General features: G+C 67.4%; 14 protein-coding genes and 2 riboswitches. Of the genes, 8 read left to right on the forward strand and 6 right to left on the reverse strand.

From position 1 onward, the window contains the following. Positions 1 to 110: 110 nt before the first annotated feature. The 4 genes from AC07R7_RS11220 to AC07R7_RS11235 form a co-directional block, all read right to left on the reverse strand. Complete coding sequence (locus tag AC07R7_RS11220; protein ID WP_494635185.1) at positions 111 to 1,139, reverse strand: AraC family transcriptional regulator; 1,029 nt, start codon at positions 1,137 to 1,139, stop codon at positions 111 to 113. A gap of 71 nt (positions 1,140 to 1,210) precedes the next feature. Continuing rightward, on the reverse strand, positions 1,211 to 1,558 hold the full coding sequence (locus tag AC07R7_RS11225) for a cupin domain-containing protein (RefSeq protein ID WP_494635186.1): 348 nt from the start codon (positions 1,556 to 1,558) through the stop codon (positions 1,211 to 1,213). Positions 1,559 to 1,914: 356 nt separating this feature from the next. Further along, entirely contained in the window at positions 1,915 to 3,291 is a 1,377-nt protein-coding gene (locus AC07R7_RS11230) for a sensor histidine kinase (protein WP_494635187.1), read from the reverse strand. Next, on the reverse strand, positions 3,288 to 3,956 hold the full coding sequence (locus AC07R7_RS11235; protein ID WP_492888722.1) for a response regulator transcription factor: 669 nt from the start codon (positions 3,954 to 3,956) through the stop codon (positions 3,288 to 3,290). The genes AC07R7_RS11230 and AC07R7_RS11235 overlap by 4 nt, the downstream gene beginning before the upstream one ends. A gap of 88 nt (positions 3,957 to 4,044) precedes the next feature. Between AC07R7_RS11235 and AC07R7_RS11240 the strand changes: the two genes are divergently transcribed. From AC07R7_RS11240 to AC07R7_RS11255, 4 genes are all read left to right on the forward strand, one after another. Beyond that, positions 4,045 to 5,076: an ABC transporter substrate-binding protein gene (locus AC07R7_RS11240; RefSeq protein WP_494635188.1), complete on the forward strand. Its 1,032-nt coding sequence runs from the start codon at positions 4,045 to 4,047 to the stop codon at positions 5,074 to 5,076. Between the two features lie 265 nt (positions 5,077 to 5,341). Beyond that, a riboswitch (glycine riboswitch) is annotated at positions 5,342 to 5,430 on the forward strand. 3 nt (positions 5,431 to 5,433) lie between these two features. Continuing rightward, a riboswitch (glycine riboswitch) is annotated at positions 5,434 to 5,525 on the forward strand. 130 nt (positions 5,526 to 5,655) lie between these two features. Next, positions 5,656 to 8,370 (forward strand): TonB-dependent receptor domain-containing protein, encoded by a 2,715-nt coding sequence (locus AC07R7_RS11245; protein WP_494635189.1) that lies wholly within the window; start codon positions 5,656 to 5,658, stop codon positions 8,368 to 8,370. A gap of 84 nt (positions 8,371 to 8,454) precedes the next feature. Beyond that, complete coding sequence (locus AC07R7_RS11250; protein ID WP_494635190.1) at positions 8,455 to 10,407, forward strand: S9 family peptidase; 1,953 nt, start codon at positions 8,455 to 8,457, stop codon at positions 10,405 to 10,407. A gap of 57 nt (positions 10,408 to 10,464) precedes the next feature. Beyond that, the gene (locus tag AC07R7_RS11255; RefSeq protein WP_494635191.1) at positions 10,465 to 11,439 is read left to right on the forward strand and encodes an amidohydrolase family protein; all 975 of its coding nucleotides are present in this window, start codon (positions 10,465 to 10,467) and stop codon (positions 11,437 to 11,439) included. 499 nt (positions 11,440 to 11,938) lie between these two features. Here the strand turns inward: AC07R7_RS11255 and AC07R7_RS11260 are convergent, their stop codons facing one another. Next, a complete protein-coding gene (locus AC07R7_RS11260; RefSeq protein WP_494635192.1) occupies positions 11,939 to 12,901 on the reverse strand; it encodes an MBL fold metallo-hydrolase in 963 nt (320 codons plus the stop codon). A 311-nt stretch (positions 12,902 to 13,212) separates the two neighbouring features. Between AC07R7_RS11260 and AC07R7_RS11265 the strand changes: the two genes are divergently transcribed. The 3 genes from AC07R7_RS11265 to AC07R7_RS11275 all read left to right on the forward strand — a co-directional run bounded on the left by AC07R7_RS11265 (position 13,213) and on the right by AC07R7_RS11275 (position 19,382). Beyond that, a complete protein-coding gene (locus tag AC07R7_RS11265) occupies positions 13,213 to 14,265 on the forward strand; it encodes a hypothetical protein (protein ID WP_494635193.1) in 1,053 nt (350 codons plus the stop codon). A 209-nt stretch (positions 14,266 to 14,474) separates the two neighbouring features. Then, the gene (locus tag AC07R7_RS11270; RefSeq protein WP_494635194.1) at positions 14,475 to 17,717 is read left to right on the forward strand and encodes a TonB-dependent receptor; all 3,243 of its coding nucleotides are present in this window, start codon (positions 14,475 to 14,477) and stop codon (positions 17,715 to 17,717) included. A gap of 66 nt (positions 17,718 to 17,783) precedes the next feature. Further along, positions 17,784 to 19,382, forward strand: a complete 1,599-nt coding sequence (locus AC07R7_RS11275) for an adenosine deaminase family protein (protein WP_494635195.1) — start codon at positions 17,784 to 17,786, stop codon at positions 19,380 to 19,382. Positions 19,383 to 19,395: 13 nt separating this feature from the next. Here the strand turns inward: AC07R7_RS11275 and AC07R7_RS11280 are convergent, their stop codons facing one another. Beyond that, positions 19,396 to 20,751, reverse strand: coding sequence for an NCS2 family permease (locus tag AC07R7_RS11280; protein WP_494635196.1), 1,356 nt, complete (start codon positions 20,749 to 20,751; stop codon positions 19,396 to 19,398). Positions 20,752 to 21,208: 457 nt separating this feature from the next. Here AC07R7_RS11280 and AC07R7_RS11285 point away from each other — a divergent pair, with 457 nt between their 5' ends. Continuing rightward, on the forward strand, positions 21,209 to 21,664 hold the full coding sequence (locus AC07R7_RS11285) for an Lrp/AsnC family transcriptional regulator (RefSeq protein WP_492888713.1): 456 nt from the start codon (positions 21,209 to 21,211) through the stop codon (positions 21,662 to 21,664). Positions 21,665 to 21,674 lie beyond the last annotated feature (10 nt).

Genomic DNA, 21,674 nt, shown 5'->3' on the forward strand with positions numbered 1-21,674 from the left:
GCTTGCTCAGGCGCGGAAGGAAAGGAGCTATGGGGGAAAGGAAAGTGAACGTCGGGCGCCTGGGGCTCAATGTGCGGCGGGGCGCAATTTCGCCTGGCGATTTGTGCGTTCTAGCGCAGCTCGGCGATCCAGCGCCGCCAGTCGGCGGGCGAGCTGGCGTCGAGCATGGGCGCGCGTGTGGCCGCCAGGCTGCGGAACTCGCGTGGAGTCATTCCGTAGAGGCCGCGGAACGCCGATACGAAGCTGGACCGGTGGGTGAAGCCGTGGGCCTCTGATATGCTGGCGATCGTCTCGCACCGGGCCTCCGGCTCGGCCAGCCGCGCGCGCACGGCGTGCAGCCGACGCTGCCGGACATAGCCGGAAAATCCGCCCAACTCCTTGAACAGGTAGTAGAGTTTGCGCTCGGATATGCCGAACCGGCTGGCGACCGCTTCGGCCGTAAGCGAGCGGTCTGTCAGCTGGGTTTGGAGGCAGTGGCAAATCTGTTCCAGCAGACACTGGTTGGCGCTCGTCGCCGAGGCGTCATCGACCTGGCCGTTGATCGTGGCCGCGGCCAGTTCCACGGTGGGACGCACCAGGCTGGCGGCCTGGCCGCGCGTCAGGGACGGGGCCAGTTCGATCAGCATCCGCAGGTGCCCGAGCAGCAGGGCGACGAGGGGCTCTTCTCGACGCAGCACGGTCAGATGGAGGGTGTCCGGGGCTGTGAGCAGGGGCGCCAGCAAACGCCTGGGAATGAAGAGGTTGAGGTTCTCGAAGTCGCTGGCCGCGGTGGCCAGCGGCTGGGCAAGGTCGATGATCAGCAAGTCCCCGGGCCTGGTCCAGGCATCCGAGGCGCTGTCGCGCTGTCCACAGGCGCCCTCGACGTAGAATTGCAGCAGATAGTTCGAAAGCCCATCGCGGGCGGTGCGATAGCGAGACCGGTCGAAGGCCTGGGCGGTCGACCGACTGCGTCCGAGCAGCAGCTGATCTAGCGCGTAGCCGCCGGCCTGGCCTTGGAAGTGGTCTACGTCGCCACCGATCCGGACATCGAACATCACGCTGAGGGCCTGGGCCCAGCGCACCGTGGCCTCCCGGATCGACATGCCGCGCGAGTCGAAGAACGAACCTTGAACTTTCTCTTCTGGATTCTGTTGGCTCATGTCTCGCCTCAACGCGAAAAGCAGCGCTTTGTCCAGACCGGCGGCCAAGCGTGCTAGGGCAGGCGCACGCCCTATTTGATCTTGAGCAGGAAGCGCTTGTGGACGGCCTCGGTCACCTTCCACACGCCCTTGTGGTGAGCTTCGACCGCGAAGGCGTCCCCGGCCTTGACCACGACGGTCTCACCGCCGTCCGGAGTGATCTCGATCCGGCCTTCGAGCATCACGACATACTCGTAGTAGGAGTATTCGGCGCGCAGGGTCCCGGGCGTGCAGCGGAACGTGCCCTCGACCAGCGAGCCGTCCCCGGATTGGTGCTCAAACCAGGTCCACATCGTCGGTTCGCCTTCCAGGACCGTCCATCCGGGCGAGATCGGCGTGATCGGATCCCCGATTTCGGGTGTCATGCGATGAATGCTCAAGGGGATCCTCCTTCTGATGATTCAAAGGATAGCAAAAACTATTGTAATGGCCAGGGGTGAAACGTCAGGCTGGCCGTTCCGTGGAGCGATTGGCGTCACCTGGTTTCGCCGCGCCTGACCTCAACGACTCGGATTTCAGGTCCGAGGCCAAAGGCCCTGGCGCTGTCCGTGTCCCAAGGCGCCGGATCTGGAATGGCCGCCAGAGTGTCCCTCGTCAGCCGGATAAGCTGGGCATGGGGAGACTCATCGCGCCGGTGAGCATGGCGAGCCAGGATGAAGCCACTCCTGCTCCTGCCATCCGCCTGATCGGCGCTGTCGCCAGCGCCCGCTCCCGACGCTACGGCGTCTCCTTGATGCTATCCCGCGGGGAAGCGAAGGTCGGCGACCAGGCCCGGCCTGGGATGGCGGGCGCGCAGTTCGAGATCGATGTCCAGGCGCCGGGTGATCGAGCGCACGATGGCCAGGCCCAGGCCCGCGCCGGTCGACCCTTGGCCCGCGCTCCCCCGGTTGAAGGGCGCGAACACGTTGCGCAGCGCGTCTTGGTCCAGTCCGGGGCCGCGGTCCCAGATCACGACCCTGGGTCCGTCTCCGTCCATCCTGGCGACGATACGCACCTTGCCCCCGCCATAGGCGCAGGCGTTGAAGACCAGATTGCGCAGAACCTCGCCGATCAGCACCGCGTTGCCGCGCGCGAGCCCCAGATCGGCGGGCAGGCGCGTCAGCAGTTCGACCTCGGGAAACGCGCGGGCGGCTTCGACCTGGATCGTCTTGAGCAGGGCGGCGAGATCGGCCTCGCCATCGGCCGCGGTCGCCTCCGAGCGGGCCAGGGCGAGGAACTGCGTCAGCACCTGGCGCAGGTTGGCCGCCGCGTCTCGCGAGTCGCCCAGCAGGGCCTTGTCGCGCGGCGTGGCGGCCGAGCGCTCCAGCAGGGCGAGGTTGGCGACGATGACCGACAAGGGCGTGCGCAACTGATGGGAGGCGTCGGCCGAGAAGCGCTCCAGCGCGCGGGTGAAGCGCTCCAGGCTGCTCATCAGGTGGTTGAAGGCTTCGACGGCCGGCGACAGTTCGGCGGGCGTGTCGGCGGCGTCGATCGGCGCGAGGTCCGGGCGCGAGGCCTGGGCGCGGCGCTTCAGATCGGCCGTCAGGCGGCGCAGCGGCGCCAGGCCCCAGCCGACGGCCGGCACGACCAGAGCCGCGGCCACGGCGACCAGCAGCACAGGCAGGCCGATCAGCGTCGAAAGCAGCTCGCGCACGCTGGCGCGACGGGAGTCGAGGCTTTGGGCCACCGCCACCACGACGGGCTCGCGCACGCCGGGCACCATCACCGTCGACTGGGCGATACGCACCTCATAGCCGCGCATCTTCGCGTAGCTGAAACTGGTCTCGTTCGGCGCGGGCGCGGGTAGGAGAGGGAGGTCATCGTAGCCGGTGACCAGGCGCGAACCCTGGCGCACCGCGTAGAACACCGCGTCGCGCTCCGGACTGTCCAGCAGGGCCAGGGACCAGGGCGGCAGGGCCACCTGGGCCTGACCGTCCCGCACGCCGATCTGGGCGACGATCGAGGTCACGGATCCGGCCAGCAGCCGGTCGGAAGACTTCTCCACGACCGCGCGGGCGGCCAGGGCGCCGGCCAGGGCGAGCGCCGCGCCCAGCAGGGCCAGGGGGACGACCTGCGCCAGCAGCAGGCGCCCGACCAGGCTGGGACGGCCGCCCTTCCAAGGCCTGGCCTTCATGGGTCGATCCGGTAGCCCACGCCCCGCAGCGTACTCAGGCGCGGGCCGTCCGGCGCCAGCTTGCGTCGCAGTCGGCCGACATGGACGTCCAGGGCGTTGGGCGAGGGGGCCTGTTCGTCGGGAAACACGTCGGCGGCCAGGCGGTCGCGCTCGACGACCCGGCCGGGACGCGCGGCCAGGGCCTTCAGCACGGCCCACTCGCGCGGGCGCAGGTCCAGCCGCCGCTCGCCGATCCAGGCCGCGCCGGCCTCCCAGTCGCAGACCAGGGCGCCGACATGGGCCGTCCGGGTGGCGTAGCCGCCCTTGCGCCGCGCCACCGCCCGCACCCGGGCCACCAGCTCGAACGGGTCGAACGGCTTGAGCACATAGTCGTCCGCGCCCATGTCCAGGCCGGCGATGCGATCGCGCACCGCGTCGCGCGCGGTCAACATGACGATCGGGGTCAGCACGCCCTCGCGGCGCAGCCGGCCCAGGATCTCGAAGCCGTCGATGTCGGGCAGGCCGATGTCCAGGACGACGGCGTCGAAGTCGGCCCCATGCGCCAGGGCCAGGGCCAGGGCGGCCTCGCCGGTTTCGGCGCAGACGGGCTCGTGCCCTTCGCTCTCCAGCGTCGCGGTCAGGGAGCGACGCAGAGGCGGATCATCCTCGACAACCAGTATCTTCATCGGGGATGTAGGAACCGAACACGCAGGGGAGATCATCATCCGACGCCGATTGTCTCATCAGGTCAAGAGACGCGGGGCGCTAGCGATCGTGGCGGCGCTGGCCCTGGCGGCCGCGCTGGCCGGCTGCGCGCCGAAGTCGATCGGACAGGCGACCAGCGGCTGGGATATTCGCGCCGCGGAGCGCGAAGGCGAGCTCGTCGTCTATCTCAACACCGATGTCCACCAGGTGATTGGCGAGGGCTTCCGCGAGCGCTTTCCCAAGATCAAGGTCCGCTTCGTCGAGTTGGCCGCCAAACCGATGCAGGCGCGCCTTATCGCCGAGACGGACGCGGGCGCGCCGGTCGCCGACGTGGCCTGGAGTTCGTCGATGGACATCCAGGTCAAGCTGATCAACGACGGCTACGCCCAGACCTATCGCAGTCCGGAGGCCAAGGGCCTGCCGGCCTGGGCCGTCTGGCGCGACCAGGGCTTCGGCGTGACGGCCGAGCCGATCGTCTTCGCCTACAACAGGAAGGCGCTGAAGGAGTCGGAGGTGCCGCGCAGCCACGCCGAGTTGCTGGCGGCCCTGCGCGCCGACCCCGAACGCTGGCGCGGCAAGATCGCCATGTACGACCCCGAAAAGAGTGGGGTCGGGTTCATGTACCTGTCGAGCGACCTGCAGGCCTATCCGGACGCCTGGGCGTTGTATGACGCGTTGGCCAAATCGGAGCCGGGCCTGTTCGTCCCGGGCGCGCCGCTGCTGACCAGCCTGTCGGGCGCGCACGATCTGGCCTACGACATGAACGGCTTCTACGCCGACTGGTGGGCGCGCCATCGCAACGCCGACATCGGCTATGTCGTGCCCAGCGACTATCACCTGTCGCTCTCGCGCGTGGCCTTCATCACCCGTTCGGCGCCGCATCCGAAGGCGGCCCGGCTGTTTCTGGACTATCTGATGTCGGACGAAGGGCAGAGGCGACTGGCCCAGGCCAGGTTGACGCCGATCCGTCCCGCCGGCGGCGCGCCGGCGCTGGGCGCGGCCGGCCGGCCGATCCGTGTCGGTCCCGCCCTACTGGCCAATTTCGACCAGGGGCGGCGCGCCGAATTGCTGGCGCGCTGGAAAGCCGCCCGCGACCGTTGATGTTGCCTAAATATAGATCAAAATCTGCCTGAAAAATCATCATTTTCGGACAGTTTCACGAAAGCTTGGCGGTTTTTGCCGCTGTGTTCGATGAGCCCAAGCTGTCACCGACCTGTCACCTTCGCGGATCGCGCGGCGACGGACGAACGCGCGTCGTGCCCACCGGTTGAGCTCAGGGGGATTCCTTTCGTCCTCATCGCGCGCCGGGCAACATTGTACCGGATTTCGACGCTTTGACGCGATGGGGCGAGCCGGTCGTACTGGCCTGGCTCTCGCGGAAGAGATCGGGTCAGCCCGACGCCGAAGGCGCAACCGCCCCGGAAACGCTCAGGCAACAGGGACCGCAGAGCACGAGGACGCTGGAAAGCAGGACCGCTCCACAAGTGAGCGGCCTCGCCGAAGGAGCAAGGGCGCGACCGCGTCTGAATCTCTCAGGCCAAGGGACAGCGGGGGCAGAGGAACCGCCTGGCGGAGTCCGGGAAGGCGCACGTCTTTCCGAGCGCCGCGACCGACGCGACCGAACAAGCGGGCGCGCGGGAGAGAGCGACTGTCGACTGCTGAAACATAGGGGATCTTACCTTGACTCTTTCACGCCAAACTCGCCGGGGACTGCTGCTGGGTTGCAGCCTGGTTCCCGCCGTCCTGGCCCTGCACGGCGCCGCCTTCGCCCAGGACGCCGCCCAGGGCGCCGCCAAGACCGACGACACCAGCGTCGGTGAGATCATCGTCACGGCCTCGCGCATCGACCGCGCCGGCTTCGAGGCGCCCACCCCGACGGTGCGGGTCACCGCCCAGGACCTGAGCGTCGGCGCCCGTCCGAACATCGCCGCGGCCCTGAACGACCTGCCGCAGTTCCGCGCCACGACCTCGGCCCAGACCACCGGCACCAACACGGGCGCGGGCAACGCCCCGGTCGACTTGCGCGGCCTCGGCATCAGCCGCACCCTGGTGCTGCTGGATGGCCGCCGCTTCTCGGGCGACAATGACCTGAACCTGATCCCTAGCGTCCTGACCAAGGGCGTCGACGTCGTGACCGGCGGCGCTTCGGCCGCCTGGGGCTCCGGCGCCGTGGCCGGCGTGGTCAACATCAGCATCGACCGCACGTTCACCGGCCTGAAGCTGGGCGTGGAGGCGGGCGAGTCCTCGTACCATGACGCCAAGCAGGTCCGCCTCGAGGCGGCGGCGGGCAAGAGCTTCGCCGACGGCCGCGGCCACTTCGTGATCGGCGGCGAGTACATCGACAATGACGGGGTCATCCCGAAGAACAGCCGGCCGAACATCGGCCGCTGGGCCACGGTGTCGAACGGCGCGGGCCGCTTCATCCTGGCCCCCAACGTCGGCTTCTCGAACGCGGCCTACGGCGGCCTGATCATGTCGGGCGTGCTGAAGGGCCAGGCCTTCAATCCCGACGGTAGCCTGCGCACCTTCAACGCCGGCACGGTGATCGGCACCAACTCGGTCGGCGGCGAAGGCCCTTCGAACGACGACCTCTCGCCCCTCGTCACGCCGCAGAAGCGCTACGCCGCCATGGCCAGCGTCACCTACGACCTGACCGACAAGATCAAGATGACGGCCGAGCTGCGCCGCTCACGGATGTGGAACAACTACATCTGGTTCGGGGACCACAACCGCGGCAACCTGACGATCAAGTCGGACAACGCCTATCTGCCGACGGCGGTGAAGTCGGCCCTGGCGGCGGCGGGACAGACCTCGTTCACCATGGGCCGCTTCAACACCGAGGCCTATCCGACGATCGACTTCGAGCGCGTCTCGACCCAGGGGACTATCGCGTTCGACGGCGCGTTCGGCGACGGCTGGCGCTGGAGCGCCTACTACAGCCACGGCGAGAACGAGAACAATATCGACACCCCTGGGTTCTTCCTGACCCAGAACTACGCCAACGCCGTCGACTCGGTGATCAGCCCGACCACCGGCCAGCCGATCTGCCGGGTCGCCCTGACCAACGCCTCGACCAACTGCGTGCCGATCAACCTGTTCGGCCAGGGCGCGCCCTCGAAGGCGGCGCTGGACTATGTGACCGGTACGCCCAGCCAGCGCGAGACCAGCAAGCTGGACGTCGGCGGCTTCAGCTTGCGCGGCGAGCCCTTCAGCCTGCCTGCCGGCCCGGTCTCGGTCGCCGTCGGCGCGGAGGCCCGCAAGGAGTCGGTCAATCGCACGGTCGGCGCCCTGGACGCGGCCAAGGCCTTCACCACCTTCAGCTTCTCGGCCATGGCCGGCGACTACAGCGTCAAGGAGGCCTTCGCCGAAGTGCTGGTGCCAGTCGTCCGCGACGTGCCCGTCTTCAACAAACTTGAAATCAACGCCGCCGCGCGCGTCTCCGACTACAACACCACCGGCTCGATCTGGTCGTGGAAGCTGGGCGCCACCAACGAGTTCTTCCCGGGCTTCCGGGGACGGATCACCAAGTCGCGCGACATCCGCTCGGCCAACCTGAACGAACTCTTCACCACCAGCACGACCGGCTACAACACCATCGTCGACCCGAAGACCAATTCCAGCGTCTACGTGCTGACCAATGGCGGCGGCAATGCGAACCTGACGCCCGAGACGGCCAAGACCTTCACGACCGGCTTCGTCTATTCGCCGCCGGCCCTGCCGGGCTTCAACATCTCGGTCGACTATTTCGACATCGACATCGACAACGTGATCACCACGGTCTCGGCGCAGGACATCGTCACGCGTTGCGCCAACGGCAATGCCGACATGTGTTCGCGGGTCACCCGCGACGCCACCGGCGGGATCTCGCGGATCGTCTCTACCTATGTCAACCTGGCCAACTACAAGACCGACGGCGTCGACGCCGAGATCTCGTACGCGACCAATCTCGACCGCCTGATCCCCGACGCGCCCGGCCGCATCCGCGCCCGCTGGCTGATGACCTGGGTCAACAGCCTGACCACCAACGACGGCGTCAGCAAGATCGAGTACGTCAAGTCGCAAGGCTATTCGTTCGGCCTGGGCACGCCCAAGAGCCGGATGACCGCGGCGCTCGACTGGTCGGGCAAGGTGTTCAGCGCCAACCTGCGGGCGCGCTACATCTCGCCGGGCACGTACAACCGAACGGTCGACCTCGTGAACGGCCACATCAAGGCCTACACCTATGTCGACCTGGGCGTTCAGGCGAAGCTGCCCGAGGTCATGGGCCATGAGGTCGAGCTCTACGCCAACGCGACCAATCTCTTCGACAAGGACCCGCCCGTCTCGTCGCTGTACTCGCCCTACTACGACGTGATCGGTCGCTATGTGACCGTCGGCGCGCGGATGCGTTTCTAAGCCCGCCCGACATCGCGCCGCCGGTTGCTTCCCCTAGCTCCCCCCGCCGGCGGCGCTCCCCCTTTCTTCAGAGGCATTCTCCAGATGATCTCTCGTCAAGCCTTGGCGCTGGCCCTTTTGGCCGCCGCCGTCGCGACTCCGCTGGCCACGCCTTTGGCGGCCCAGACCGTCGCGCCGCCCGCCGCCATCGTCGTCGATGGCGCGCCGGCCATTCCGCAAGAGCTGGTCGCGGCCGCCGCGCCGTATCTGCAGGCGCGCCACGCCAACTTCCTGGGCTGGAACGCCGCCGACCGCTCGATGCTGATCAAGACCCGCTTCGGCGGCTCCGATCAGGTCCACGTCGTGGCCAAGCCCGAGGGCGACCGCCGCCAGATCAGCTTCGAGAACGAGCCGATCCTGGCCGCCGCCCTGTCGCCCAAGGGCGGGACGCTGGTGATCCAGAAGGACAAGGGCGGCGACGAGTTCTACCAGCTCTACGTGCTGGAGGCCGGCCGTCCGCGCCTGATCACCGACGGCAAGAGCCGCAACTGGTTCGGGGCCTGGTCGCCGGACGGCAAGCGGGTCGGCTACGCCTCGTCGCGCCGCAACGGCGCGGACATGGACCTCTATGTCGTCGATCCGAAGGACCCCAAGACCGACCGCCTGGTCGCCCAGGTCACCGGCGGCGGCTGGAACATCGCCGACTTCTCGGCGGACGGCGCCAAGGCGCTCGTGCTGAACCGCATGTCGGTCAACGAGGCCATGGTCTACGAACTGGACCTGGCCAGCGGCAAGATGAAGCCCCTGACCGATCCCAAGGCCAAGGTCTCGTACGTCGATCCGAAGTACGCCCGCGACGGCTCGGTCTGGCTGACCTCGAGCAAGGACTCGGACTTCCAGCGCCTGGGCAAGCTGGACGGCAAGGGCGGCTTTGTCCCGGTCTCCAAGGAACCGCGCTGGGACGTCAGCGACTTCGCCGTCTCGCCGGACGGTTCGTTCGCGGTCTACGCCATCAACGAGGCCGGCGTGTCGCGCGTGCGGGTGCTGGATCTGGCCACCGGCGTCGTGCGCCCGGTGACGGGCCTGCCGGCCGGCGTGATCCCCTACAGCATCGGCGCGGCGATCGATATCGCCCCGTGGGGCGAGATCGGTCTCAGCATGGCCTCGGCCAAGGTGCCGGGCGACGCCTTCTCGATCGACCCCAAGACCCTGGCCGTCACTCAGTGGACGCACAGCGAGACCGGCGGCCTGGATCCCAGCCTGAACGTCGAGCCCAAGCTGGTCGAGGTGGCCAGCTTCGACGGCGAGAAGGTCTCGGGCTTCCTCTATCAGCCCGACCCGGCCAAGTTCCCCGGCAAGCGTCCGCTGATCGTCGACATCCACGGCGGTCCGGAAGGCCAGACCCGTCCCGACTTCCTGGGTGGGAACAACTATCTTCTGAACGAGCTGGGCATCGCGCTGTTCTTCCCGAACGTGCGCGGCTCGACCGGCTATGGCGCGCGGTTCGTCAATCTCGACAACGGCCCGTTCAAGCGCGAGGACTCGGTCAAGGACATCGGCGCCTTCCTCGACGCGCTGGAGAAGGACCCGGCCCTGGACGCCAGCCGCTTCGCCGTCAACGGCGTCTCGTACGGCGGCTACATGTGCTACGCCTCGGCCACGCACTACAGCCCGCGTCTGAAGGGCGCCAACTGCTACGTGGCGATCTCCAACTTCGTCACCTTCCTGGAGAACACCCAGGCCTATCGCCGCGACCTGCGCCGGGTGGAGTACGGCGACGAGCGCGATCCCAAGCAGCGCGAACAGCTGATGAAGATCTCGCCGCTGACCAGCGTCGACAAGATCACCACGCCGCTGCTGGTGGCCACGGGCGGAACCGACCCGCGCGTGCCGCCGTCCGAGGCCGACCAGATGATCAAGGCCGTCCGCGCCAACGGCGGTTCGGTCTGGCACGTGCTGGCCAAGAACGAGGGTCACGTTTTCCGCAAGAAGGAGAACGAGGACTACTACTTCTGGACCAGCATCATGTTCTGGCGAAAGACCCTGCTGGGCCAGTAGGACGGGCGAGGGCGCGGAGCCGAGGTTCCGCGCCTTTCCTTGGAAGGATGTAGGACCTTGTCGACCCTTTTGCGTCGCGCGACGGCCTTGGCGCTGCTGCTTTCGGCCGGCCGGGCCTGGGCGGGACCGGCGATCGACCACCACATGCACGTCCATTCGCCAGCGATCCTCAAGATCCTGCCGGCCTATTGCGCCAGCCCCAAGCGCAAGAGCCCGTGCGACCCGCGCTTCACCGCGCCCCTGACCGCCGCCGACGCCCTGAAGGCGATGGACGGCGCGGGGATCAGGCAGGGTTGGCTGATGTCGACGGCCTATCTGGCCGAGAGCCCTCTGGGCCCGCCCCAGCAGGACGCCGCCGGGGTGGTCCGCGAGGCCAATGATTTCACGGTCACCCTGGCGCGGAGCCGGCCCGATCGTTTCGCCGCCTTCGTCAGCGTCAATCCGACGGCGCCCGACGCTCTGACGGAGATCGCCCACTGGAAAGGCGACCGCGCCGTGACCGGCCTGAAGCTGCACCTCACGAACTCGGGCGTGGACCTGCGCGACCCCGCGCAGGTCGCCAAGCTGGCGGCGGTCTTCCGTGCCGCGGCGGCCAATGGCTGGACGATCATGATCCACATGCGCACCAGCGCGGCCGACTATGGCGCGCGGGACGTCGAAGCCTTCATCGACCAGGTGCTGCCGGCCGCCGGCGGCTGGCCCGTGGTCATCGCCCACGCGGCGGGCTGGGGCGGGATCGACGCTGCGACGCTGAACGCCCTGGGCGCCTTCGCCAACACATTCGAGAAGGACCCGGGTCGCGTCCGCAACGTCCGCTTCGACTTGGCCCAGGTCTTCAAGGACAATGCGACGCCCGAGGACCGCGCCCGGATGGCCGCCCTGATCCGCCGGATCGGTCCGGATCGTTTCGTCGCCGGGTCTGACTGGCCCTTCGCCGGTGACCTCAAGACCTACTTCGCCACCGCCTATGCGGGGCCAGAACTGTCGCCTGAGGCGTGGGCGAAGACGCTGGCTGGCTCTACGGGCAACTAGGTCGGTGGCTGATGTCGGCCTGAACAGACATGATTTCGGGCCTTGGCTCTTGAAGCGGCCGAACCTCGTTTCTGCGTTCACCCATATCCTCAAGCCCGCGCAGGTCGCCGGCGCTGGTCGTTGATCGATTCGACATTCGCCGCGGGCCATCGGCGGCGATGAGCCTGGCTCCGGCCGGATCGCGGTCGAGCACGTCATACGGCCCGATCCTGTCGTGACGCGCGACGCTCGACTGTCAATCGGTCACTCAGCCCGTGCCTCGCGTTCGCGCAATATGATTGAACGGCAACCTCAGCGGTTTGGTCGCGACTTATTTTCTTCCAGATACGGTCGGAGGGCTCTCAGAAGGAGGCCTGTGAGGGCTTCATGCCTTCGCGGGTTTTGAGAGATCCAATCACCTGGCCCGGCTTGCGCCGGGCCTTTTTCGCGAGGCGGGTGAACGCCTGACGGGCGAGGGCCTCGGACAGATGGTCGACGCGAAGGCTGCGTGATCCGGCGGCTAAAGAGCGTATTTGCGCCCTTCCTCCGCGATCATGAAGTTGAAGAAGCCGATCTTTTCGAGTTGCCGCTCTACCGATGTACGGCTCGATCGCGCCGCTCCCGAAGGCTTTATGTGCGTGACCAGTATCGGCAACGCCCGCATGCGAGCGTCGTCCTGCGTCATGCCGCGCAACGTCTCAAGCTCGGTGTTCAGCCACATCGGGGTCAGGTGCCCGTAGAGCCGGGTGGTTGGAACCGGGTCGGGGTACGAGACCTCGATCAGCATTCCCCGCAGCCGCCCCTGCCGCACCAACGGGGCCACGGCGCGCCAAAGATCTTCTAGGTTCGTCGCGTGTTCGACCGCGTCGGGACCCGTGTCGCCCAGGCAGAGGAAGGCGTCCGGTCCGCTCCGGAGCAAGAACGCGGTCGACGTCACCCCTCCGTGCGACAGCGGGTAGGCCGTGACGGTCATCCCTGTTCCAGCGATCGGCGTGGGCGTCCCGCCGGGTTCCAGGTCCTTGTAGTGATATTTGCCGATGTGTGGCGGGGGGCCGCGGTCGCCCATGTTGGGCCATGCGACCCAGTTGAAATAGTGATCCGCGAGCGCTTGGTTCACTTGCGGCAGGCCCATGATGTCTTTCTGGGTATCGTCTGGAGACGCCAGCACAAGACCCGCGACATGGTCGAGGTGGGCGTGTGTGATCAGGTAGGCGGCGATGGAGTCCATCACCTGTCCGCGCGAGTCCGCCCCTGGGTAGCGGCCCTTGCGCACGGCCCGATCCAGGCCCGAAGCTAGCGTGCCCACGTCGCACATCACGCCCGACCGGTTCCCATGGGCGACGATATGGTAGGCGCTCGTCGGCTCTTCCACGCCGCCGTTGACGCCTAGCGCGACGACCTCGAAGGCGGACGGCGGCGGCGCGGCCGCCGAGAGCAGGAGAAGCGCCGGAAGAAGCGCTCGCGGAAAACCTCGACCTTGCATGACGCCCAGTCTCGAAAAGATCTGAAGCATGTCGCGCCGGGAGCGGGATGGCCAGGCGTATGGGGCCTGGCGGCGTCGCCGCCGGCGAGCGGCCTCCTGGCGCTGCCCTAAGCAGCAGGGCGGGCGCAGGGTTGCCCGGTCCGGCGTCACATGAAGTAAGAATTTATTTCCACTCTCCCGCTCGCTTGACCGGCGCGCGCCCGACGCCATTGCATCCGACCAGAACAAGGGTTTCAGCGTCCCCGGCGATCCGCCGCGGCGCCGGGGTCTTCGCGTAGCGTTACAGGGCCGAGTTGGGGGAATTTGCGATCATGTTGAACTTGTCCGCCTGGACACGCCGATCCCTTTTGGCCGCGGCCTTCGCGGGAGTGACGGCGACGTCGGCCCTGGCGCAGGCGCCGGTTTCGCCGCCCGCCGCGTCCGCGGTCACCGCGCCCATCCCGATCCGAGTCGTCGTCGTCACGGCCTATGCGCTGGAAGACAAGGCCTGGATGGCCAAGGCGCCCCAGACTCTGGACTTCCCCAACGGCGTCGCGCCGCTGGGTTACGATCCGGCGAAGGGCGTCCTGATCGTCCGCACCGGCGTGGGCACCAACCATGCGGCCATCACCACCTTCGCCCTGGCGACCGATCCGCGCTTCGACCTTTCCAAGGCTTACTGGGTGATCGCGGCCATCGCCGGGGTCAATCCGAACGAGGCCTCGCCCGGGTCGGCGGCGTGGATCGGCAACGTCATCGACGTCGATTTCGGCAAGTGGGTCGATCCGCGCGAGGCCCCGCCGGAATGGACGGGCGGCTATCCGCCGTTCGAGCCGCCGCGCGCCGACCGCCCCAGCAGCGTCTACTATCCGCTCAACGTCGGCCTGCGTGACTGGGCCTATGGGCTGACGAAGGGCATTCAGCTTCCCGACACCGACGCGCTGAAGACGGCGCGGGCGCGTTTCTCGGGCTATCCGAACGGCTCCAAGCCGCCCTTCGTGCTGACCGGCGACGAAATCTCCGGCCAGGCTTATTGGCACGGCGAAATGCTGACCAAGCGCTACGCCAAGCTCGCCACCGACTTCAGTGGCGGCAAGAGCCGGTTCGTGATGACCGCCATGGAGGACACCGGCGTCGCCAACGCGCTGCGGCGGCTCACCGTGGTCGGCAAGGCCGACTACGATCGGCTGGTCGTTCTGCGCACCGCCAGTAACTACTCGCAGCAGGCTCCGGGCGAGAGCCCGGTCGACAGCATGAACCGGCCTTACGCCGGGGTCGGCGACGCCGCCGCCTACGCCGCCCTCGTGGTGGCCGGCAAGGTCGTCGACGAGCTCTCGGGCAACTGGGCCGTCTATCGCGACAAGATTCCCGGCGACGGGAAGTAACGACCTGAAACGGCGGATCGGCCCTGGCGGTCGGTCCAGCCGCGAGGACGCGTCAAGTGTCCCGACCGTTGGGGGAAACACCGCAAACTCCGCTTCACGGCTCGCCGCGCGCATTGGCGCGTAGGCGCGGCCATAGGCGCGGCGGGCGTAACGACTTCAGTTCGGTGTGGCTCGGGGGGACCGTGGCCCACCATCTCAAGGGGACCCAAATGCGACATCTTTATGCCGCGAGCGCCATCGCGCTCGCCTTGGCGGCCACCGGAACGACGGTCGTCGCCCAGGAGACCACCTCCTCGATCCGGGGCTCGGTGACCGCCAGCGGCGCGGCCGCCGTCAACGCCAGCGTCAGCGCCGTGCACGAGCCCTCGGGCACGACCGCGAACGCCACCACCAACAGCGCCGGCGCCTTCAACCTGACCGGCCTGCGTCCAGGCGGCCCCTACACCGTGACGGTGACCGCGCCGGGCTTCCCGCCGGTGACCTCGCGGAATCTCTTCCTGAGCGTTGGTCAGCCTTATGTCCTGCCGATCGCCGTGGGCGACACGCAGGTCGACGCCCTGGTGGTGACCGCCACGCGGGGGGAAAAGAGCGGCCCGCTGGTCACGGTGTTCGATCGCGACAGCATCGCCAGCGTAGCCTCGGTGTCTCGCGATATCCGCGACATCGCCCGTCGCGATCCGTTCGCTTCGTTCAATCCCAGCACCCGTGGCGTCTCGATCGCGGGCCAGAACGGCCGGACCAATCGCTTCTCGGTCGACGGCGTGCGCTTCTCGGACAACTTCGGCCTGAACCAGGGCGGCCTGCCCAGCGCGCGCGGCCCGATCCCCTTGGACGCGATCGAGCAGCTGTCGGTCAAGATCGCGCCCTATGACATCTCCGAAGGGGATTTCCAGGGCGGCTCGATCAACGTCGTTCTGCGCTCGGGGGGCAACAAGTTCACCGGCGCCGCCGGCTATACCTATTCGGACGACAGCCTGATGGGCACGAAGTCCAAGGGCAGCAGCTTCTCGCAGGAGATGACCTCCAAGACGCGCAACGCCTTCATCTCGGGGCCGATCATCAAGGACAAGCTGTTCTTCGCGTTCGCCTACGAGAAGCTCGATGAGACCGTCCCGTCGGTCTTTGGCCCGCCCGGTTCGGGCAACGCCATTCCGAACCTGACCCAGGCCCAGGTCGATCAGGTCACCTCGATCGCCAAGTCAGTCTACGGCTACGACACGCTCGGCGTGCTCACCAGCCGTCCTGAAAAGGACAAGAAATGGACGCTGAAGCTCGACTGGAACATCAACGACAACCAGCGCCTGTCCTATTCGACCATCCAGAACAAGGGTGAGACGGTCGCGCTGAGCGGCGGCACCTCGTCGATCACCTCGCCGGGCCTGGGTCTGGGCTCCTACGCCACCCATGAGCCGGAAAAGGTCGAGACCCACGTCCTGCAGCTGAACTCCCGCTGGACCAACGCCTTCAGCACGGAGCTGCGGGTCAACTATCGCGACTCGATGAAGGTCCCGATCTCGTTCGGCTCGCCAGGCTATAGCGATATCACCGTCTGCCTCGACCCGGTCGCCGTCGGTTCGCTGAACCAGTGCACCCAGACGGGGACGCCGCGACTGGTCTTCGGCACCGAAGCCTTCAGCCAGGCCGACGTCGTCGGGCAAAAGCAGTACGGCGCCGAATTCGTCGCCCGCTACAATCTCGGCGACCACGCCTTCAAGCTGCACGCGTCCTACAGCCGGCTGAAGATCAGCAACACCTTCGTGGCCAACTCGCTGGGCACCTACTATTTCGACTCCCTGGCGGACTTCCAGGCCCGCCAGGCCGGCCAGCTTCTGTACCAGTACTCGATCACGGGCAAGCTGTCGGACGCCAGCGCCAGCTTCGACTATGATCAGCTGACCTTCGGGGCGCAGGACAGCTGGGACATCACGCCGGAGCTGAACGTCACCGCCGGCGTCCGTTTCGACGGCTACAAGATGCAGGATAAGGCGCCGCTCAAGACGTCCTTCGTCAATCGCTACGGCTTCGCCAACAACGCCAATATCGACGGCAACCTGGTTGTCCAGCCGCGCGTCGGCCTGACCTGGCGGCCGACCGATCGCCTGACGGTGCGCACGGGCGTGGGCCTGTTCAACGGCGGCGCGCCAGACGTCTTCGTCGGCAACAGCTTCTCGAACGCCGGGGTGTTCACCAACACGGTCACGATCGGCCGCGCCGTCGGCGGTACGGGCTGCACCATCCCAGCGACGGTGGCCAACGCCGCGGCGATCTGCGCGGCGGCCCTGAACAATGTCCAGGGCAACAAGATCGACCCGCTGGTGTCCAGCTACCTGCAGACCAACACCTCCGCCCTCGGGGCCTCGCCGACTTCGTTCATCCTGCCGACCTTCAAGCTGCCGGCGCAGTGGAAGACCAACCTGTCGGTCGACTACGTGGCCGATCTGGGCGAGCGACTGGGTGACGGCTGGCGTTTCGGCGCGGACCTGTTCTATGGGCGCGCGGACTCCGCCGCCTACTATACCGACCTGCGCCTGACCAAGGTCGGGACGGCGCCCGACGGTCGCGCGATCTATGCCGACACCTACACCAATACGGCCAACAGCGACCTGGCCATGCTGAGCACCGACAAGGGCAAGTCGGTCATCGCCGTCGCCCGGGCCAGCAAGTCCTTCGATTTCGGCCTGGATACCGGCGTCAGCTATACCTACTCCAACGTGAAGTCGCTGTCGGACATGGGCAGCTACGCCTCGGGCGGTTCGACGGCCAGCGGCACCTATGGCGGCCAGCCGATGGTCGATCCGAACCAGCCGGCGTATGGCCGGTCCAGCTACGAGGTGCGGGACAACTGGAAGTTCAACATCGACTACGCCCACGCCTTCTTCGGCGACTACAAGACCAGCTTCAACCTGTTCGGGGAACTGCGCTCGGGCTCGCCCTACAGCCTGACGATGAACACCACCTTGTCCAACAGCCGCTCGACCCTGTTCGGCACGACCGGCGGCTCCAACCGCTACCTGCTGTATGTGCCGGATGTGTCGAGCATCACCGCCGACTCCAAGGTCAGCTATGCCTCGACGGCGGTCTACGAGGCGTTCCGCGACTTCGTGCGGGCCAACGACCTGAGCCAAGGCGTGATTGGCAAGAACACCGAAAAGTCCCCGGACTACTTCAAGGTCGACCTGCACGTCGAACAGGAGGTGCCCGCGCCGTTCCTCGGCTCGGCTCGGTTCAAGCTGTTCGGCGACGTCGAGAACCTGCTGAACCTGATCAACAGCGACTGGGGCTCCTACCGGACCTACAACCCGCTGACCTCGGTGGTGAACGTCGCCTGCGCTCAGCAGGCCGGCTCGAGCTGCAATCAGTATTCCTACACCGCCTTCACCAAGCCGACCCTGCAGCCGAACGCCCAGCTGGGCGTCTGGCGGGTCCGCCTGGGGGCCCGCTTCGAGTTCTAGTTTTTACCGCTTAAGCTTTGGCCTCGGCGTTCGCGCCGAGGCCGATTCCATATTAGGGGGCAGCGCATGATGTCCGCATCCATGAGGGGCGTTGCGGCCCTGTTCGCCGCCAGCTGTCTGACCTTGGCCTGTCCGGCCATGGCGGGAACGCCCGCGGACGCCGAACTGGACGCCCTGTTCGCCAAGGCGGCGACGTCGCCACCGTTGCTGCGCATTCTGTTGACCAAGCTGCCCAAGGGCGCGGACCTGCACAACCACGCGGGCGGGGGCACCTATGCCGAGGACTTCATCGCCTGGGCCGCGGCGGCCGATGGCTGTTTCTCCACGTCGACCCAGTCCCTGGTATCGGCTCCCTGCGCTGGCGAGGCCAATGCCGATCGAGTCCCGCTGAAGGGACTGCCCGAGCGTGACCCCGACCTCTACAGCGACATCGTCGATGCGCTCTCCACCCGCCGCTTCGAGCAGGGAGTAGGCGATCCGGAAATCTCCGGCCATCGTCGTTTCTTCCGCACCTTTGGTCGCTCGGGACGGGGCGGCGGCGAGGACCGCGGCGTGCGGATCCAGGCCGAGGCTCTACGCCAGGCCGCGCTCGACAACACCCTGTATCTGGAGCTGATGGCCGGCTCGAGCGCCTCGCGCGGGGTGATCGAGGCTTCGGCCGCCATCCCGTGGTCCGATCCCTGGGTCCCGACGGCCGACGGCTCGCCGCCCCAGCGCCTGGACGCCAGGATCCTTCAGGCCCGTCTCGACCAGCTGAAGCCGGCCATCGCCAAGGCCATGCCGGCGGCGATCGCCGGGGCCGACGCCAATGACAAGGCCATCGCCGCCCTCAATCGCTGTGGGACCGCCAAGCCCGAGCCGGCCTGCGATGTGACGCTGCGCTATCTGCTGTCGATCTCGCGCCAACGCCCGCCCGAGGTGGTGTTCGGCCAGATGGCCGCCGCCTTCGCCCTGGTGAAGGCCGATCCGCGCTATGTCGGGATCAATATCCTGGAGCCCGAGGACGGGCCGGTGTCGCTGCGCGACTACCGGCTGCACATGCGCCTCTTCGCCTTCTTCAAGACGCTGTATCCCGACGTGCCCCTGACCCTCCACGCGGGCGAGCTGGCCATGGGCCTGACGCCGCCGCGCGACCTGCGCTTCCATATCGCCGAGGCGGTCGAGGTGGCCGGGGCCCGCCGCATCGGCCACGGGGTCGACATCGCCTACGAGGATGACGCCGAAAAGCTGCTGGCGCGCATGGCTCGCGACAAGATCGCCGTCGAGATCAACCTGACCAGCAACGACGTCATCCTGGGCGTGAAAGGCAAGGACCATCCGCTGCCGCTGTATCTGGCGGCCGGTGTGCCCGTGACCCTGTCGACGGATGACCTGGGCGTCTCGCGAAGCGATCTGACTCACGAATACATGCGCGCGGTGCTGGAACAGGGCGTGCGCTACGGTCAGCTGAAACAGATGTCGCGCGACAGCCTGACCTACGCGTTCCTGCAAGGCGCGAGCCTGTGGGATGGTCCCTGCGCCGAGGCCAGCGGCCCGACGCCGTCTAGACCCTGCGCGGCGGTGCTGAAGACCAGCCCCAAGGCGCGCGATCAGTGGCGTCTGGAGCGGGCCTTCGACACCTTCGAGACCCAGATGAAGGCCATCGTCCCGAAGCTCGCCCCGTAGAGCCTGTCCTGTTTCAGCCCGCCGTCATCCAGACGAAGCGGGCGACGAACAGGCCCGCGAGCACGAACAGCAGCCAGTCGCCGCGTCGGGCCTGGCCGCGCACGATCTTCAGCGCCGCGAAGATCGTGACGCCGAACGCCAGGCCGTTGGCGATCGAGAAGGTGAGGGGAATGATGATCAGCGTCAGGAAGGCCGGCACGGCGGTGTAGGCGTCGTCCCAGTCAACCTCGGCCAGGGGCGCCATCATCAGCCCGCCGACGATGATCAGGGCGGGGGCGGTCGCCGCCGCGGGGACCAGTTGGGCATAGGGCGCCACGAACACCGCCAGCAGGAACAGGATGCCGGTCACCACCGAGGCCAGGCCCGTGCGACCGCCGGCCTGCACGCCGGCCGCGCTCTCGACATAGCTGGTCACGGTGCTGGTGCCGACCACGGCCCCGACCATGGTGGCCACCGAGTCGGTGGTCAGGATGCGGTTCAGGCCGGGGATCTTGCCCGACGCGTCGACAAGGCCGGCGCGCTTGGTCACCGCCACCAGGGTGCCGATGTTGTCGAAGATGTCGACGAACAGGAAGACGAAGATGATCTCGAGCAGGCCCAGACCGTGCCCGCCGAAACCCAGGGCGCCGGCGATATCCAGCTTGAACGCCGTCTGCGTCAGCGCGGTCAGGCTGTAGGGCTGAGGCGTGAACGCGACCTGGCCGCACAGCCAGGCAATGATGCTGGTGACGACGATGCCGATCAGTAGGGCGCCCTTCACGCGCCAGGCGCTGAGGCTGGCGATCAGCACCAGCCCCAGAAGCGCCAGGGCGGGGCCTGGCTGGCGCAGGTCGCCAAGGGCCACGAAGGTCGCCGGATTGCTGACCACGATGCCGGCGTTCTTCAGACCGATGAAGGCGATGAACAGGCCGATGCCGCCGGCGACGGAGGCGAAGAGATGTACGGGAATGGCCGCGATGATCATCTGCCGGATGCCAGCTGCCGTCAGCAGCAGGAAGATCACGCCCGACAGGAACACGCAGCCCAGGCCTACCTGCCAGGGTACGCCCATCTGCAGCACGACGGTGTAGGTGAAGTAGGCGTTCAAGCCCATGCCGGGCGCCAGGGCGAGGGGCACGTTGGCGACGAGACCCATGGCCAGGGTGGCGAAGCCGGCCGCGATGCACGTGGCCACGGCCACGGCGGCGACCGGAAGGCCAGCGTCGGACAGGATCGCGGGGTTGACCATGACGATATAGGCCATGGCGACAAATGTCGTGGCCCCGGCCAGGATCTCGGTCCGAACGCTGGACCCCCGCGCGCTGACGCCGAAGTGACGGTCCAGCGCCGCCGTCGTTCCTGTCGCGCCCTGCGAGGCCTTACCACTCATAGGTCTTCCCGATCCTTCGCCGCGCCCCCGAGGAGGGCGCCGGTACGCCAAATAAGAGGGCGCCTCGCGCGGAATGCGCGCGACGTCCGCGAAGCCAGGCGCGCCGTGGCGACGGACCCTGTTCTTCGTCGCCAGACAGATAGCCGCGACGTAGCCGCGCGGGGTGTTGGATAATGAAGCTGTTACTTACTGGCGTGAAATCGGCGATCGATGCCGAATGTGTTGGCGCGTCGCGCCCGTCGCGCAGGCGCCGACTCGACGCGAGAAGAGGTTTCGCCAGGCTTAGTCGCGGAGCCGGCCGGAGACTCGCCTTCGCAAGCCCCGTACGCCGTGTGGGTGTTATCCCGCCGTTTTGGAGGCATGTGGTGAAAACCCTGGACTCTGTCGCGAAAGTCGCAAGACAATTTGGCTTCGCGGAGAAGGCTTGGGAGAATTTGATTTGGCGGCGGATGGTGGATTGGATCGGATAGACCGGCGCATCCTGGAGATCGTTCAGGAAGACGCCTCGCTGACGGTCAACGAACTGGCCGAGGCGGTCTCTCTGTCTCAGAACGCCTGCTGGCGTCGTCTCAAGCGGCTCGAGGACGACGGCTACATCCTCAAGCGGGTGGCGCTCGTCGACCCCGTCAAGCTCGGCTCGGCCATGGTGGTGTTCGTCACCGTCCGCGCGGCCGAGCATAGCGACGAGTGGCTGGCCGCCTTCGCCGGCGCGGTCCGCTCCATCCCCGAAGTGGTCGAATTCTACCGCATGAGCGGCGAGGTCGACTATCTCCTGAAGCTTCGCGTCAAGGACATCGCCGCCTATGACGGGGTCTACCGGCGCCTGATCAAGGCCGTGCGCCTGCTCGACATCAGCTCGGCCTTCGCGATGGAAGAGATGAAGTTCACCACCTCGGTGCCCATCGCCCTCTGACCGAGCGCGG

The organism is Caulobacter sp. GW821-FHT05F04 (genome assembly GCF_059419665.1).

What these genes read in the sequence shown, in the direction of transcription:
- AC07R7_RS11230 (WP_494635187.1), bottom strand. Translation starts at nt 3,291, where the DNA reads ATGAAGGCCAGGCCTTGGAAGGGCGGCCGTCCCAGCCTGGTCGGGCGC.
- AC07R7_RS11235 (WP_492888722.1), bottom strand. Translation starts at nt 3,956, where the DNA reads ATGAAGATACTGGTTGTCGAGGATGATCCGCCTCTGCGTCGCTCCCTG.
- AC07R7_RS11220 (WP_494635185.1), bottom strand. Translation starts at nt 1,139, where the DNA reads ATGAGCCAACAGAATCCAGAAGAGAAAGTTCAAGGTTCGTTCTTCGAC.
- AC07R7_RS11275 (WP_494635195.1), top strand. Translation starts at nt 17,784, where the DNA reads ATGATGTCCGCATCCATGAGGGGCGTTGCGGCCCTGTTCGCCGCCAGC.
- AC07R7_RS11270 (WP_494635194.1), top strand. Translation starts at nt 14,475, where the DNA reads ATGCGACATCTTTATGCCGCGAGCGCCATCGCGCTCGCCTTGGCGGCC.
- AC07R7_RS11280 (WP_494635196.1), bottom strand. Translation starts at nt 20,751, where the DNA reads ATGAGTGGTAAGGCCTCGCAGGGCGCGACAGGAACGACGGCGGCGCTG.
- AC07R7_RS11260 (WP_494635192.1), bottom strand. Translation starts at nt 12,901, where the DNA reads ATGCAAGGTCGAGGTTTTCCGCGAGCGCTTCTTCCGGCGCTTCTCCTG.
- AC07R7_RS11265 (WP_494635193.1), top strand. Translation starts at nt 13,213, where the DNA reads ATGTTGAACTTGTCCGCCTGGACACGCCGATCCCTTTTGGCCGCGGCC.
- AC07R7_RS11250 (WP_494635190.1), top strand. Translation starts at nt 8,455, where the DNA reads ATGATCTCTCGTCAAGCCTTGGCGCTGGCCCTTTTGGCCGCCGCCGTC.